The 14,402-nt window shown below is 71.3% G+C and carries 11 protein-coding genes; 1 reads left to right on the forward strand and 10 read right to left on the reverse strand.

Translation table 11 applies throughout. From position 1 onward, the window contains the following. Positions 1–47: 47 nt before the first annotated feature. The 7 genes from topA to bldG all read right to left on the reverse strand — a co-directional run bounded on the left by topA (position 48) and on the right by bldG (position 10,685). Positions 48–2,924, reverse strand: coding sequence for a type I DNA topoisomerase (gene topA, locus ACH5A8_RS09950; RefSeq protein ID WP_398999970.1), 2,877 nt, complete (start codon positions 2,922–2,924; stop codon positions 48–50). 256 nt (positions 2,925–3,180) lie between these two features. Continuing rightward, positions 3,181–3,378, reverse strand: a complete 198-nt coding sequence (locus tag ACH5A8_RS09955) for a hypothetical protein (protein WP_398999972.1) — start codon at positions 3,376–3,378, stop codon at positions 3,181–3,183. 538 nt (positions 3,379–3,916) lie between these two features. Next, positions 3,917–5,437, reverse strand: coding sequence for a methyltransferase (locus ACH5A8_RS09960; protein ID WP_398999974.1), 1,521 nt, complete (start codon positions 5,435–5,437; stop codon positions 3,917–3,919). A 168-nt stretch (positions 5,438–5,605) separates the two neighbouring features. Beyond that, positions 5,606–6,235, reverse strand: coding sequence for a small secreted protein (locus ACH5A8_RS09965; RefSeq protein WP_398999976.1), 630 nt, complete (start codon positions 6,233–6,235; stop codon positions 5,606–5,608). Positions 6,236–6,460: 225 nt separating this feature from the next. Continuing rightward, on the reverse strand, positions 6,461–8,872 hold the full coding sequence (locus ACH5A8_RS09970) for a sodium-translocating pyrophosphatase (protein ID WP_398999978.1): 2,412 nt from the start codon (positions 8,870–8,872) through the stop codon (positions 6,461–6,463). A 931-nt stretch (positions 8,873–9,803) separates the two neighbouring features. Next, positions 9,804–10,238: an ATP-binding protein gene (locus tag ACH5A8_RS09975; RefSeq protein ID WP_398999980.1), complete on the reverse strand. Its 435-nt coding sequence runs from the start codon at positions 10,236–10,238 to the stop codon at positions 9,804–9,806. A gap of 105 nt (positions 10,239–10,343) precedes the next feature. Continuing rightward, a complete protein-coding gene (gene bldG, locus ACH5A8_RS09980; protein ID WP_009189842.1) occupies positions 10,344–10,685 on the reverse strand; it encodes an anti-sigma factor antagonist BldG in 342 nt (113 codons plus the stop codon). Between the two features lie 82 nt (positions 10,686–10,767). Between bldG and ACH5A8_RS09985 the strand changes: the two genes are divergently transcribed. Further along, positions 10,768–13,236 carry a DEAD/DEAH box helicase gene (locus ACH5A8_RS09985; RefSeq protein WP_398999982.1) on the forward strand — a complete coding sequence of 823 codons (2,469 nt, stop codon included), beginning with the start codon at positions 10,768–10,770 and terminating at the stop codon, positions 13,234–13,236. 67 nt (positions 13,237–13,303) lie between these two features. On the opposite strand, the gene ACH5A8_RS09990 is transcribed toward ACH5A8_RS09985, so the two are convergent. From ACH5A8_RS09990 to ACH5A8_RS10000, 3 genes are read right to left on the reverse strand one after another with little or no spacing between them, the layout of a single operon-like run. Next, on the reverse strand, positions 13,304–13,747 hold the full coding sequence (locus tag ACH5A8_RS09990) for an Rv3654c family TadE-like protein (RefSeq protein WP_398999984.1): 444 nt from the start codon (positions 13,745–13,747) through the stop codon (positions 13,304–13,306). Further along, on the reverse strand, positions 13,744–14,139 hold the full coding sequence (locus ACH5A8_RS09995) for a TadE family type IV pilus minor pilin (RefSeq protein WP_398999987.1): 396 nt from the start codon (positions 14,137–14,139) through the stop codon (positions 13,744–13,746). Before ACH5A8_RS09995 ends, ACH5A8_RS09990 begins: the two co-directional genes overlap by 4 nt. Next, positions 14,126–14,326 (reverse strand): DUF4244 domain-containing protein, encoded by a 201-nt coding sequence (locus ACH5A8_RS10000; protein ID WP_398999989.1) that lies wholly within the window; start codon positions 14,324–14,326, stop codon positions 14,126–14,128. Before ACH5A8_RS10000 ends, ACH5A8_RS09995 begins: the two co-directional genes overlap by 14 nt. Positions 14,327–14,402: the final 76 nt, after the last annotated feature.

Here is a 14,402-nt window from a genome sequence, read left to right on the forward strand (position 1 = left end):
GGGCGTTCGTTTCGCGAACGAATCGTGAAGAAGCGGCCCTGCCGGGGTCAGTCCTCCGCGGTCTTCGAGGACGTCGCCTTCTTCGCGGCCGCCGTCTTCGTGGCGGCCGACTTGGCGGCCGTCTTCTTGGCGGTGGTCGTCTTCTTCGCCGCGGTCTTCTTGGCGGCCGTGGCCGTGGTCTTCTTCGCCGCGGTCTTCTTGGCCGCCGTCTTCTTGGCGGGCGCCTTCTTCGCGGTCTTCTTCGCCGGGCCCTTGGCGCGCTTCTCCGCGAGCAGCTCGAAACCGCGTTCGGGAGTGATCGCCTCGACGCTGTCGCCGGAGCGCAGCGTCGCGTTGGTCTCGCCGTCGGTGACGTACGGCCCGAAACGCCCGTCCTTCACCACGACCGGCTTTCCGCTGACCGGGTCCTCGCCCAGCTCCTTCAGCGGCGGCTTGGCCGCGGCACGACCCCGCTGCTTGGGCTGGGCGTAGATGGCCAGCGCCTCTTCCAGCGTGATCGTGAAGAGCTGGTCCTCGGACTGCAGCGACCGGGAGTCCGTGCCCTTCTTCAGGTACGGGCCGTAGCGGCCGTTCTGGGCGGTGATCTCCTGGCCCTCGGCGTCGGCGCCGACCACGCGCGGCAGCGACATCAGCTTCAGCGCGTCGTCCAGGGTGACGGTGTCCAGGGACATCGTCTTGAAGAGAGAGGCCGTGCGCGGCTTGACCGCGTTCTTGCCCGTCTTCGGGGTGCCCTCGGGGAGGATCTCCGTCACGTACGGGCCGTAGCGGCCGGCCTTGGCGACGATCGCGTGGCCGGTCTGCGGGTCGTTGCCCAGTTCGAAGTCGCCGCTGGGCTTGGCGAGCAGCTCCTCGGCGTATTCGAGGCTCAGCTCGTCCGGTGCGAGGTCGTCCGGGATGTCGGCACGCTGGTGGGAGTCGGTGTCCTTCTCGCCGCGCTCGATGTACGGGCCGTAGCGGCCGACCCGCAGCACGATGCCGTTGCCGACCGGGAACGAGGACACCTCGCGGGCGTCGATCGCGCCCAGGTCGGTCACCAGTTCCTTGAGGCCGCCGAGGTGGTCCCCGTCGCCGTTTCCGGCGTCGGCGGCGCCGCCCTCGCCCCCCGCGGCGAAGCCGCTGTCGGGCACGGACTCACCGAAGTAGAACCGCTTCAGCCACGGCACGGCGCGGGCCTCGCCACGCGCGATGCGGTCGAGGTCGTCCTCCATCCGGGCGGTGAAGTCGTAGTCGACGAGCCGGCCGAAGTGCTTCTCCAGGAGGTTCACCACGGCGAAGGACAGGAAGGACGGCACCAGGGCCGTGCCCTTCTTGAACACATAACCGCGGTCGAGGATCGTGCCGATGATCGACGCGTACGTCGAGGGGCGGCCGATCTCGCGCTCCTCCAGCTCCTTGACCAGGCTGGCCTCGGTGTAGCGGGCCGGGGGCTTGGTGGCGTGCCCGTCGACCGTGATCTCCTCGGCGCCGAGCGCGTCGCCCTCGGCGACCTGCGGCAGCCGGCGCTCGCGGTCGTCCAGCTCGGCGTTCGGGTCGTCGGCGCCCTCGACGTACGCCTTCAGGAAGCCGTGGAAGGTGATCGTCTTGCCGGAGGCGCTGAACTCGACGTCCCGGCCGTCGGCGGCCCGGCCGCCGATCTTCACCGTGACGGAGTCGCCGGTCGCGTCCTTCATCTGGGAGGCGACGGTCCGCTTCCAGATCAGCTCGTAGAGCTTGAACTGGTCACCGGTCAGGCCGGTCTCCGCGGGCGTGCGGAAGCGGTCGCCGGAGGGGCGGATCGCCTCGTGCGCCTCCTGCGCGTTCTTGACCTTCCCGGCGTACGTACGCGGCTGCGGCGGCAGGTAGTCGGCGCCGTACAGCTGCGTGACCTGGGCGCGGGCGGCGGCGACCGCCGTCTCGCTCAGGGTGGTGGAGTCCGTACGCATGTACGTGATGTAGCCGTTCTCGTACAGCTTCTGCGCGACCTGCATCGTGGCCTTCGCGCCGAAGCCCAGCTTGCGGCTGGCCTCCTGCTGCAGCGTCGTCGTACGGAACGGGGCGTACGGCGAGCGGCGGTACGGCTTGGACTCGACGGACCGGACGGAGAAGGAGGTGTTCTCCAGGGCGGCGGCGAGGGCGCGGGCGTTCGCCTCGTCGAGGTGGAGGGTGTTCGCGGTCTTCAGCTGCCCGAGCGAGTCGAAGTCGCGGCCCTGCGCCACGCGCCGCCCGTCGACCGTCTGCAGGCGTGCGACCAGGGACGACGGGTCCGAGGGGTCACCGGCGCGGCCGGTCGAGAAGGTGCCCGTCAGGTCCCAGTACTCGGCGGAGCGGAAGGCGATGCGCTCGCGCTCCCGTTCGACCACGAGCCGGGTGGCGACGGACTGCACACGGCCGGCCGACAGCCGCGGCATGACCTTCTTCCACAGCACCGGGGAGACCTCGTAGCCGTAGAGGCGGTCGAGGATGCGGCGGGTCTCCTGGGCGTCGACCAGCTTCTGGTTGAGCTGGCGCGGGTTGGCCACGGCCGCCCGGATCGCGTCCTTGGTGATCTCGTGGAACACCATGCGCTTGACCGGGATCTTCGGCTTCAGCACTTCCTGGAGGTGCCAGGCGATGGCCTCGCCCTCGCGGTCCTCATCGGTGGCGAGGAAGAGTTCGTCGGAGTCCTTCAGCAGGTCCTTGAGCTTCTTGACCTGGGCCTTCTTGTCGGCGTTGACCACGTAGATCGGCTGGAAGTCGTGTTCGACGTCCACACCGAGGCGGCGGACCTCGCCGGTGTACTTCTCGGGGACCTCCGCGGCGCCGTTCGGAAGGTCGCGGATGTGCCCGACGCTCGCTTCGACGACGTAGCCGGGGCCGAGATAGCCCTTGATCGTCTTCGCCTTGGCAGGCGACTCGACGATGACGAGTCGGCGGCCGCCCTGTGCGGTCTCGCTGGTCGGGGACAACTTCGCTCTTCTCTCCGGTCGACGCTGGGTCTCGCTGGGTCTCCCCAGGCGTTGGTTTCCCGGGGTCGGGTGGTGCTGACGCTGCGGAGTGTGACGGTACATCCCGCCCTCGTGTCAAACGGGAAAAGCCCGCAACGGCCACTCGAACGGTAACCCGACTACCGCCCTTCCTGCCGCCCGGACCGCTGACCGGCACGTTCAGGCCGATGCGGAACGTGATGTGCCAGTTACGGAGACCGGAGCGATGCGTCCGTTCTCACAGGTGGGCGAAACACCATGCGCCGAGGGTCAGGGACACGACGGCGGCCAGCGCCACGAGGGCCGCCGAGGCCGCCCGGTCGACACCGAGGGCGACCGGCGCGCGATGCCGCACCCGATTCGCCGTCCACCCCAGCAGCACCGCTCCGAACAGGGCGAACACCGTCCCCGTGAAGATCGCCGGCCCGCTCTCCATGTACGTCCCCTCCCCGTCCGGATCCCCGGTCGGGCAGGCTGGCACCCGTGGACGACCGGGCGGCCAACCCACGGTGAACGCCGGGCGACCGGGCCGCCCGGCGCGTGCGCGGCCGGGCGGCCCGGTCGCCGGGTGGAGCCGTCCGCGTACAGGCGGCACATGACCGAAAAATGGTGGAAGACGACGACTGGGGATCTTCGTCACGCGGCCGGGCGCGTCTGTGGGGGCGCGTCTGCGGGACACCGAAGCCGGGCGCGGGTCCGGGGCCGGGGGGCTGAAGCCGGGGGGAGCCGGGGGCGGGTCTGGATCCGCTGGTCCGGGTCTGGAGCCGTCGGTCCAGGTCCGGAGCCTCTGGTCCGGGTCGGGGGGCGGCGCGGGGATGGGGGCCGGGCCCGGGGCTGTGTGGTGCCGGACCCGGGACCGGGAGACCCGGGGCGGGGCGGAGCTGGAAGCGGGCTGGGCCGGAGGGCCGCAGCCGAAGTCGGAACCCGGCGGGTCCGGATCCGCTCCCGGCGGCGGGAGGGACGTACGCTCCGCCTCAGTTCCCCGGCTCCAAAAATCCCTGTTCGACCAGCAGCCGGATCTGCGCGGGCGTGCGGTCGCGCAGCAGCACGGGGTCCTCGCCGACCAGTTGGGCGATGGCGTCCAGGATGCGCCCGGCGCTCAGCGTGCCGTCGCAGACGCCCGCGAAGCCCGCGCCGACCGTGTCCACGGTGGTGGCGCGACGCATCCCCCGGTGCTGGCGCAGCACGACGTGCTCCGGGTCCTCGGCGCCGGGCAGCCCGACCTGCTCCTGCACGATCTCGCGGGCCAGCCGGAAGTACCCGTCGAGCAGCGCCGCGTCGTCGTTGTCGCGCAGGTAGGCGATGCGGTCGAAGTGCGCGCGCACGGTGTCGCCGAGTGGCTGCTCGACCGGGTGCGGCCACTCCTCGACGGTGATCGAGGGCTCGGCGGAACCCGTCCTGCGCAGGGTGATCCAGCCGAAGCCCACGGCCCTCACCTTGCGCGCCTCGAACTCGTCGAGCCAGGCGTCGTACCGCGCCTGGTACTCCGCGGGGTCCTCGCGGTGGTCACCGGCGTCCCTGAGCCACAGCTCGGCGTACTGCGTGACGTCCTGCACCTCGCGCTGCACGATCCACGCGTCGCACCCGCGGGGCACCCACGACCTCAGTCGGTCCTGCCAGTCCTCCCCCTCCACGTGCTGCCAGTTGGCGAGGAACTGCGCGAACCCGCCCTCGTTCAGCCGCTCCCCCGACTGCTGAACGATCGTGCGGCACAGATCGTCCCCGCCCATCCCCCCGTCGCGGTACGTCAGCCGGGCGCCGGGCGAGATCACGAACGGTGGGTTGGACACGATCAGGTCGAACGTCTCGCCCTCGTGGAGCGGTTCGAACAGCGAGCCCTGACGCAGGTCGGCGGCCGGTGCGCCGGACAGCGCGAGCGTGAGGGCGGTGATGTGCAACGCGCGCGGGTTGACGTCCGTGGCGGTCACGCGCGTGGCGTGCCGGCCTGCGTGCAGCGCCTGGATCCCCGAGCCGGTGCCGAGGTCGAGCGCCGAGGCGACGGGCGTACGGACCGTGATCCCGGCCAGGGTCGTGGAGGCTCCGCCGACGCCGAGGACCACGCCCTCCTCGCGGCTGCCGATGCCGCCCGCGCCGCCGACCGCGCAGCCCAGGTCGGACACGATGAACCAGTCCTCGCCGTCGAGTCCGCCGTACGGCCGTACGTCCACGGTCGCGGCGACCTCGTCGTCCCCTACGCGCACCAGCCAGCCGGTCTCCAGGCAGTCCTCGACGGGCAGGACGCCCGCCACGCGCGCGTGCGGCACGGGCTGTTGCAGCAGGAACAGCCGGACGAGCAGCTCCAGCGGAGTGTCCCCGCGGGTGGCCCGGAGCGCGGGCACGGTCTCGCTGCGGGCGAGCGCCGCGTACGCGGGCGCACCGAGCAGTTCGAGCAGTCCGTCGGCGGTGAAGGAGACGGCGAGCAGGGCGTCCCGGAGCCGGGCGGCGATGTCCGGGCGGTCGGCGGCGGGCAGGACGGGCAGGCTGGAGTCACTCACGCCCCCATTGTGTCGGCTCCCACCGACATCGCACGCCCGCGTGCGCGCCGCGTCGGCGCCGGGCCCGGCGCTCTGGCCCTCTGGCGGCTCTGGTGTGAGGCCGCCCTCCGGCACGCGTGCGGGGCGGCCTCCGTCACGCACGCGTGCCGTGTGTCGCGGACGGGTGGATCAGTTGTTCGCCGGCGAGGCCGAGGAGGCGGCCGGCGCCGGGGCCGACGCGCCGGCCGACGCGGACTTGCAGCTCGGCTGCCCGGCCATGGCCTTGCCGACGTCGCCCTCCTCGAGGTTCTTCAGCGCGTCGCTTCCGCTCTTGCTGAGCTTGTCCAGCTGAGTGGCGATGTCCTTGAGGCCGTCGGCGAACTTGGCCTGGTCCTTGGTGTCGAGCTTGTCCACCTGCTGCTTGAGCGTGGCGTAGGAGGCGCCGAGGTCGTTGAGCTCCTTGACCGCGTCCTGCTGCTTCTGCTTGCCGTTGTCGACCTCGGGCACGCCGGCCTTGTTCACGGCCGCGCCGATCGCCTTGTAGGCGTCGGACATGTCCTGGAAGGCCTGGGCGTCGGTCTTGCGGACGTCGGCCGGGCTGCTGTTGTCCGAGGTCTCCTTCTGGATCGCGGCGTTGGCGGCCTCGATCTTCTTCGCCTGCGGCTGCACGCCCTCGCACACCTGCTTGGCCCAGGCGTCGAGCGCGTCGTTCTTGTCGTCGGCGCTGCTGCTGGAGCATCCCGTCAGTGCCAGTACCAGTACCGCACCGCCGGACAGCGCGGCCGCGAGCTTCTTGTTCACCGGATTGGTCCCTTCCATGGCTCTCGGCCCCGGAACATACACGGCACATGGGCGACGGCTGCGGCCCGGTCGTACCTTACGTACCGTCTTGCAGCCATTTGCACCAAGCGAGAGAAGGCTCACGGGCTGCGGCGCGCCGGGACGCACGACGGGCGGGCGACGCGTCGAACGCGCCGCCCGCCCGTCCTTGTCCCCGGCTCGGGAAGGAGACCGGTGGGACCGGTGGGACCGTTGTGGGACCGCTTACGAAACCACCGCCGGATCGGCCGCCTTGGCCGCCTGCCCGGCACTGTCGTCGTCCTCGTCGCCCACGGCGATCCCGCGCCTCTTGGAGACGTAGACCGAACCGACGATCACGAGCAGCGCGAGGATCGCGATCATGATCCGCACCCCGAGGCTCTTGTCGTCGCCGTAGGAGAACTTGATGACCGCGGGCGCGATGAGCAGCGACACCAGGTTCATCACCTTCAGCAGCGGGTTGATCGCGGGGCCGGCGGTGTCCTTGAAGGGGTCGCCGACCGTGTCGCCGATGACCGTGGCGGCGTGGGCCTCGCTGCCCTTGCCGCCGTGGTGGCCGTCCTCGACCAGCTTCTTGGCGTTGTCCCAGGCACCGCCGGAGTTGGCGAGGAACACCGCCATCAGCGTGCCCGCGCCGATCGCGCCCGCGAGATACGCGCCGAGCGCGCCGACGCCGAGCGTGAACCCGATGAAGATGGGCGCCATCACGGCGAGCAGCCCGGGCGTGGCGAGTTCGCGCAGGGCGTCCTTGGTGCAGATGTCGACGACCTTGCCGTACTCCGGCTTCTCGCTGTAGTCCATGATCCCGGGCTTCTCGCGGAACTGCCGCCGCACCTCGAAGACCACCGCGCCCGCCGACCGCGACACCGCGTTGATCGCCAGCCCGGAGAACAGGAAGACGACCGCCGCGCCGGCGATGAGGCCGACCAGGTTGTTGGGCTGCGAGATGTCCATGATCAGGGTCATCGGGGCGCCGGGACCGGTGAGCTTCGCCCCGACGTCCTGCGCGCCGGTGGTGATCGCGTCCCGGTACGACCCGAAGAGCGCCGACGCCGCCAGGACCGCGGTGGCGATGGCGATGCCCTTGGTGATGGCCTTGGTCGTGTTGCCGACCGCGTCCAGGTTGGTGAGCACCTGCGCGCCCGCGCCCTCGACGTCGCCGGACATCTCGGCGATGCCCTGCGCGTTGTCGGAGACCGGGCCGAAGGTGTCCATGGCGACGATCACGCCGACCGTGGTGAGCAGACCGGTGCCGGCCAGCGCCACGGCGAACAGCGCCAGCATGATCGACGTACCGCCGAGCAGGAACGCCCCGTACACGCCGAGGCCGATCAGCAGGGCGGTGTAGACGGCCGACTCCAGGCCGACCGAGATACCGGCGAGGACGACGGTGGCCGGGCCGGTGAGCGAGGTCTTGCCGATGTCCCGGACCGGACGTCGGCTGGTCTCGGTGAAGTAGCCGGTCAGCTGCTGGATCACGGCGGCGAGCAGGATGCCGATGGCCACCGCGACCAGGGCGAGGACGCGCGGGTCGCCGTCCTTGCCGCGGATCGCCGCGTCGGTGACGCCGGTCAGGGCGGAGTACGACGACGGCAGGTAGGTGTAGACGGCGGCCGCCACCAGGGCCAGGGAGATCACCGCGGAGATGAAGAAACCGCGGTTGATCGCGCTCATGCCGCTGCGGTCGGCGCGGCGCGGCGACACCGCGAAGATGCCGATCATCGCGGTGACCACGCCGATCGCCGGCACCAGCAGCGGGAAGGCGAGTCCGTCGTTGCCGAAGGCGGCCTTGCCCAGGATGAGCGCGGCGACCAGCGTGACGGCGTAGGACTCGAACAGGTCGGCCGCCATGCCCGCGCAGTCGCCGACGTTGTCGCCCACATTGTCGGCGATGGTCGCGGCATTGCGCGGATCGTCCTCCGGAATGCCCTGCTCGACCTTGCCGACCAGGTCGGCGCCGACGTCGGCGGCCTTGGTGAAGATGCCGCCGCCGACACGCATGAACATGGCGATCAGCGCGGCGCCGAGGCCGAAGCCCTCCAGCACCTTCGGCGCGTCCGCCGCGTACACCAGCACCACACAGGAGGCGCCCAGCAGGCCGAGCCCCACCGTGAACATGCCGACGACTCCGCCGGTACGGAAAGCGATCTTCATGGCCTTGTGCGAGACGGTGGTGAGATCCTTTTGAGGCTCGCCTTCGGCCGGGGTCGCTTCCCGGGCCGCCGCGGCGACGCGCACATTGCTGCGCACGGCGAGCCACATGCCGATATAACCGGTGGCCGCCGAGAACGCCGCACCGATCAGGAAGAACACTGATCGTCCGGCGCGCTGATTCCAGTCGTCCGCGGGCAGCAGCAGGAGCAGGAAGAACACCACGACGGCGAAAACGCCGAGCGTGCGCAGTTGCCGGCCCAGATAGGCGTTGGCGCCTTCCTGCACCGCTTCCGCGATCTTCTTCATGCTGTCGGTTCCCTCGCCTGCCGCGAGTACCTGGCGCACCAGGATGCCCGCGACCACGAGCGCGGCCAGCGCGACGGCCGCGATGGCCACCACGATGATCCGATTGTCGTTGGTCAGCACGGCTGCTGCGAGGGTTGTGGGGTGGCCAAACTGATGAGGGGTAGAAAGCCCCGCCATTCGTCCTCCTTGACGCTTGGGCTGAGCTCAAGATGTGGACGGATTGTAGGTAGCGGAACCCGATCAAAACAGTGTGCGGTAAATGGAATCAGCCTTCACCCGCTCATCAGCAAATGATCGCCGGGTGCGCACGGAACCCGAAAGCGGTAATGCCCCAAAACCATTGACCGTTGATCATTATCAGGCTATCGATCGTGAATGAATTCACTAAATGATGGCAGACCTACTGTAGGCCCGGTCTTCCATCACCGGATCGGCCCAACCGCGTTCCGCCATCCGGGGTGGCCACCGGCCGGATCGGCGGTTCCGGGGGCAGGCCGGCCACTGCAGGCCGGTCACGGTCACGTGCAGGTCCAGGCCAGTCACGGTCACGTGCAGGTCCAGGCCAGTCACGGTCACGTGCAGGTCCAGGCCGGTCACGGCCGGGCAGGTCCAGGCCGGTCACGGCCGGGCAGGTCCAGGCCGGTCACGGCCGGGCAGGTCCAGGCCGGTCACGGCCGGGCAGGGGGACTCACCGGGGCACTCGGATACGGGGCCACCAGGTGACCGGCTCACCAAGGACTCGTCGGGCCGACGGGTGCCGTTCGGCAGGCCGGGGTTTCTGGGGCCGGTCCGGGCTCGTTGGGCCAGTCGGGGCTCGTTGAACTGTCCGAGGCGCACTGGGCCATTCGGGTGCGCCGGGGCATCGAGCGCTCAGGCTCGCGGGGTCACCGAGTCGCCGAGGTCCCGCCGGCCCGCCTGTGAAGTGGGTACCGGACGACATGCCGACGAGCCCCGCTGCGCTGTGGCACGGGGCTCGTCGACCGAAAGCCTGTCGGCACGCCGTCGCGCTGCCGGCCCAACGGTCGGCTCGGGCGTCGACTCGGGAACGGCTCAGAGACTCGAAGGACGGCTCAGGGACTCGAAGACGGCTCAGGCACCCGGGGACGGCTCAGGAAAGGAGCACGGCCGCCGGTGGTGTGGTCGGCCAGGTCATCTTGATCTGCCCGCCGTCCTCACCACTGGTGACCTGCACGTCGTCGACGAGCCCGCTGATGACCGCGAGGCCCATCTCGTCCTCCTCGGCCTCCGCCTCGTCCACGGCGCCCGACGCTTCCCCAGGGTGGTGCGGGGCGTGCGGAGCCTCGTCGCCGACCTCGATGGAGAACTGCTTCTCCTCCTCGGTCAGCCTCACCGTCACCGGCGCCGCGATCCCGCCGCTCCGGTGCAGCCCCACCGCACGGGAGCAGGCCTCGCCGACGGCGAGCCTGACCTCGTCGAGGACGGCCTCGTCCACTCCGGCCCTGCGCGCCACCGCTGCCGCCACGAGCCGGGCGGTCCTGACGTGCTCGGGCTGCGCGCTGAAGCGGAGTTCGACGGTGGCCATGCATCCCCCTAGGAGCTACGGGCGTGCTGCCGGGGGGCCGGGCCGCCGAGACCCGGCCCCCCGCTAGAACTTCTCCCGCCCCGGACACCGGCCCGGGGCCGGCGGTCAGTCGGTGGCCGCCACCGCTTCGTCGACCGAGGTGTGGATCGGGAACACCTTGGTCAGACCGGTGATGCGGAAGATCTTGAGAATGCGCTCCTGGTTGCAGACCAGGCGCAGCGAGCCCTCATGGGCACGCACTCGCTTCAGGCCACCGACCAGGACGCCGAGACCGGTGGAGTCGAGGAAGTCCACGCCCTCCATGTCGACGACGAGGTGGAAATTCCCGTCGTTCACCAGCTCGACCAGCTGCTCGCGCAGCTTGGGCGCGGTATATACGTCGATTTCGCCACCGACCTCGACGACCGTACGATCGCCGACGGTACGGGTCGACAGGGACAGGTCCACGGATCCTCCAGCACCTTGCTATCGAGCGGTCGCCCCTCGGGCACCTCGGCTTGAAGCCCCCCGGGACGGTTCGCCAGCCGCGATGGCATTCAATCACTTACCGGCAGGCGTGCACGACGCCTTGGCTCCATTGTCCGTCACGCCGGTGACACACTCGGTGCCAATGGCCAAGAATCACCGAACCGAAGGATCCCCGACGGACTCCGCGACCCGCCCGACGCCGGGCGCGGTTCTGGACCGGCTCGCCTCGGGGCCGAGCAGGGCTGCGCGCATCACTCATACCGAGCACTTGCCCCCGCGGGCGGGTCGGCATGCCGTCTGGCCCGACCGGATTCGCCCGGAGGTCATCGCGGCCGTCCAGGCGTGCGGGATCGAACACCCGTGGGCCCATCAGGCGCTCGCCGCCGAGCACGCCCTCGACGGCGACTCGGTGGTCGTCGCCACGGGCACGGCGTCCGGCAAGTCCCTGGCGTACCTGGTGCCGGTGCTGTCCACGCTCCTGGACGGCTCCGAGGCCGCCAACGGCCGCGGCGCCACCGCCCTCTACCTGGCCCCCACCAAGGCCCTGGCGGCCGATCAGTGCCGGGCGGTTCGGGAACTCGCACGCCCCCTGGGCAATGCCGTGCGCCCCGCCGTGTACGACGGCGACACGCCGGTCGAGGAACGCGAATGGATCCGCCAGTACGCCAACCACGTCCTGACCAACCCGGACATGCTGCACCGCGGGGTCCTGCCCTCGCACCCGCGTTGGTCCTCCTTCCTGCGGGCCCTGAAGTACGTCGTCATCGACGAGTGCCACACCTACCGGGGCGTGTTCGGCTCCCACGTCGCCCAGGTCCTGCGCCGCCTGCGCCGGCTGTGCGCCCGCTACGGGTCCTCCCCCGTCTTCCTGCTGGCCTCGGCGACCGCGGCCGAGCCCTCGGTGGCCGCCCGCCGCCTCACCGGGCTGCCCGTGGTGGAGGTGGCCGACGACGCCTCGCCCCGCGGTGAACTGGTGTTCGCCCTCTGGGAGCCCCCGCTCACCGAACTGCACGGCGAGAAGGGCGCCCCCGTGCGCCGCACCGCCACCGCCGAGACGGCCGACCTGCTGACCGACCTCACCCTGCAGGGCGTGCGCTCGGTCGCCTTCGTACGCTCGCGGCGCGGCGCGGAGCTGATCTCGGTGATCGCCCAGGAGCGGCTGGCGGAGATCGACCGGTCGCTGTCCCGGCGTGTCGCCGCGTACCGGGGCGGCTACCTTCCCGAGGAGCGCCGCGCCCTGGAACGTGCCCTGCACTCCGGCGAACTGCTGGGCCTCGCCGCCACGACCGCCCTGGAACTCGGCGTCGACGTCTCCGGCCTGGACGCCGTGCTGATCGCCGGGTACCCGGGCACCCGCGCGTCCGTGTGGCAGCAGGCGGGCCGGGCGGGCCGCTCCGGACAGGGCGCCCTAGCGGTACTGGTCGCCCGCGACGACCCGCTGGACACCTTCCTCGTCCACCACCCGGAGGCGCTGTTCGACCGGCCGGTCGAATCCACGGTCCTCGACCCCGACAACCCCTACGTCCTCGCCCCGCACCTGTGCGCGGCCGCCGCCGAGCTGCCGCTCACCGAGGAGGACGTGGAACTGTTCGGTCCCGCGTGCGCGGACCTGCTGCCCCAGCTGGAGGCCGCGAAGCTGCTGCGCCGCCGGACCAGGGCCTGGCACTGGACGCGCCGGGAGCGGGCGGCTGACCTCACCGATATCCGGGGCGAGGGCGGACGGCCCGTCCAGATCGTCGAGGCCGGCACCGGACGGCTGCTCGGCACGGTCGACGAGGCCGCCTCGCACACCGCCGTGCACGAGGGCGCGGTCCACCTGCACCAGGGCCGTACGTACCTGGTGCGCTCCCTCGACCTGGACGACTCGGTCGCCCTGGTCGAACAGGCGAACCCGCCGTACACGACGGTCGCCCGCGACACGACGTCGATCTCCGTCCTGGAGACGGACGTCACCGTCCCCTGGGGCGACGGCCGGCTCTGCTACGGCTCGGTCGAGGTCACCAACCAGGTGGTCTCCTTCCTTCGCAGGCGGGTCATCACCGGTGAAGTGCTCGGTGAGACGAAACTCGACCTCCCTCCTCGTACGCTGCGCACCCGCGCGGTGTGGTGGACGGTCACCGAGGACCAGCTCGACCAGGCCCGGATCACCCCGGAGATCCTCGGCGGCGCCCTGCACGCCGCCGAGCACGCGTCGATCGGCATGCTGCCCCTGTTCGCGACCTGCGACCGCTGGGACATCGGCGGCGTGTCCATCCCGTTGCACCCGGACACGCTCCTGCCCACGGTCTTCGTCTACGACGGCCACCCCGGCGGCGCTGGCTTCGCGGAACGCGCCTTCCACACCGCCCGTTCCTGGCTCACCGCCACCCGCGAGGCCATCGCCTCCTGCGAGTGCGACGCCGGCTGCCCGTCCTGCATCCAGTCCCCCAAGTGCGGCAACGGCAACGACCCGCTCCACAAGAGAGGCGCCGTCCGCCTGCTGACCGTGCTGCTGAAGGAGGCACCGGAGGAAAAACCGGAGACGCCTTAGCCCACTCGGGTGGATGCGCGGACGGTGCGCCGTCGCGCGGGGGCGTCGGCCGGATGCACCGCACCGGTCAGCCCGGTGGTTCCGGCAGATCCGATGACCGAGACCGGCCCGGCGGCTCCGGTGATTCCGGTGGACTCGGTGACCCCGGTGGACCAGGCGAGTCCGCCGGTCCCGGCGGCCCCGCTCTTGCCCGGGCCCGCGCCGTGAACGGCCCCCGCTCCGACACCGCCGTCACGTCGGAGGTGTCGCCCACGATCGCGCACCGGACGAGACGGGTGTGCTGCGCACGTGCCAGCCGGTCCGCCCTGGCGCAGGCGGCCGCGGCGCCCTCGGCCCAGTGGTCCGCCGCCGCCAGCGCCGCGAGGTCGGCGGCGCCGGCCGCGCGGTGCCGGGTGACCACCGCCTGTCCCAGTGCGAGACCGGCGCCGAACACCACGCAGAGCAGGGCGATCACGCCGACGCTCCAGACCGTGGCGGAACCGCGGTCCCGGCCGGCGAAGCGGCCTCTCATCGGCCCACTCCCCTCGGGGGCGGCTCGCCCACCGTCTCCTCGGCGTCCGCCACGGCCTCCTCCCTCAGTTCGAAGGGCAGCGCGCCCATCCCCGGCGGGTCGGCGACGACGACCACGTGAACGTGTCCTCCTCCCCTGGCCACCGTGACCCTCGCCCCGTGCGGCGCGGCCTCCCGGGCGACCGCGACGACCGCGCTGTTCGGGTCCTGCCGCGCCGCCGCCCGCGCGCCCACCCGAGCGGCGTCCACGCACTGGATCTGGGCGACCACGACCAACAGCCCCCACACCAGCGCCGTCACCACCAGGACCAGCACGGGCAGGACCGTGGCCGCTTCCGCCGTCACGAACCCGTGGTCGCTCCCTGGTCCGCGCCGGCGCTCACATCCGGGCACTGAGCGCCCGCTTCACGATGTTCTGCAGTTCCGTCTTGACCTGCCCGCTCGTCACCACCTCGTACAGCAGCACGGCGAACGCCACCGCAGCGATGATGCCCATCGCGTACTCCGACGTGACCATTCCCGCGTCCCGGCGCATCCGGGCCGCCAGGGCACGCAGCCGTGCCCGCACCTTCTCGTACATGTGAACCCCCGTGAGGTCTCGATCCGTTGTTCGCATCGCGCCGCGCCTTCCGCGGCGCGGTCGCGTCCTGTGCGGT

The organism is Streptomyces sp. NPDC018610 (assembly GCF_044391765.1).
In the GTDB taxonomy this organism is placed as follows: domain Bacteria; phylum Actinomycetota; class Actinomycetes; order Streptomycetales; family Streptomycetaceae; genus Streptomyces.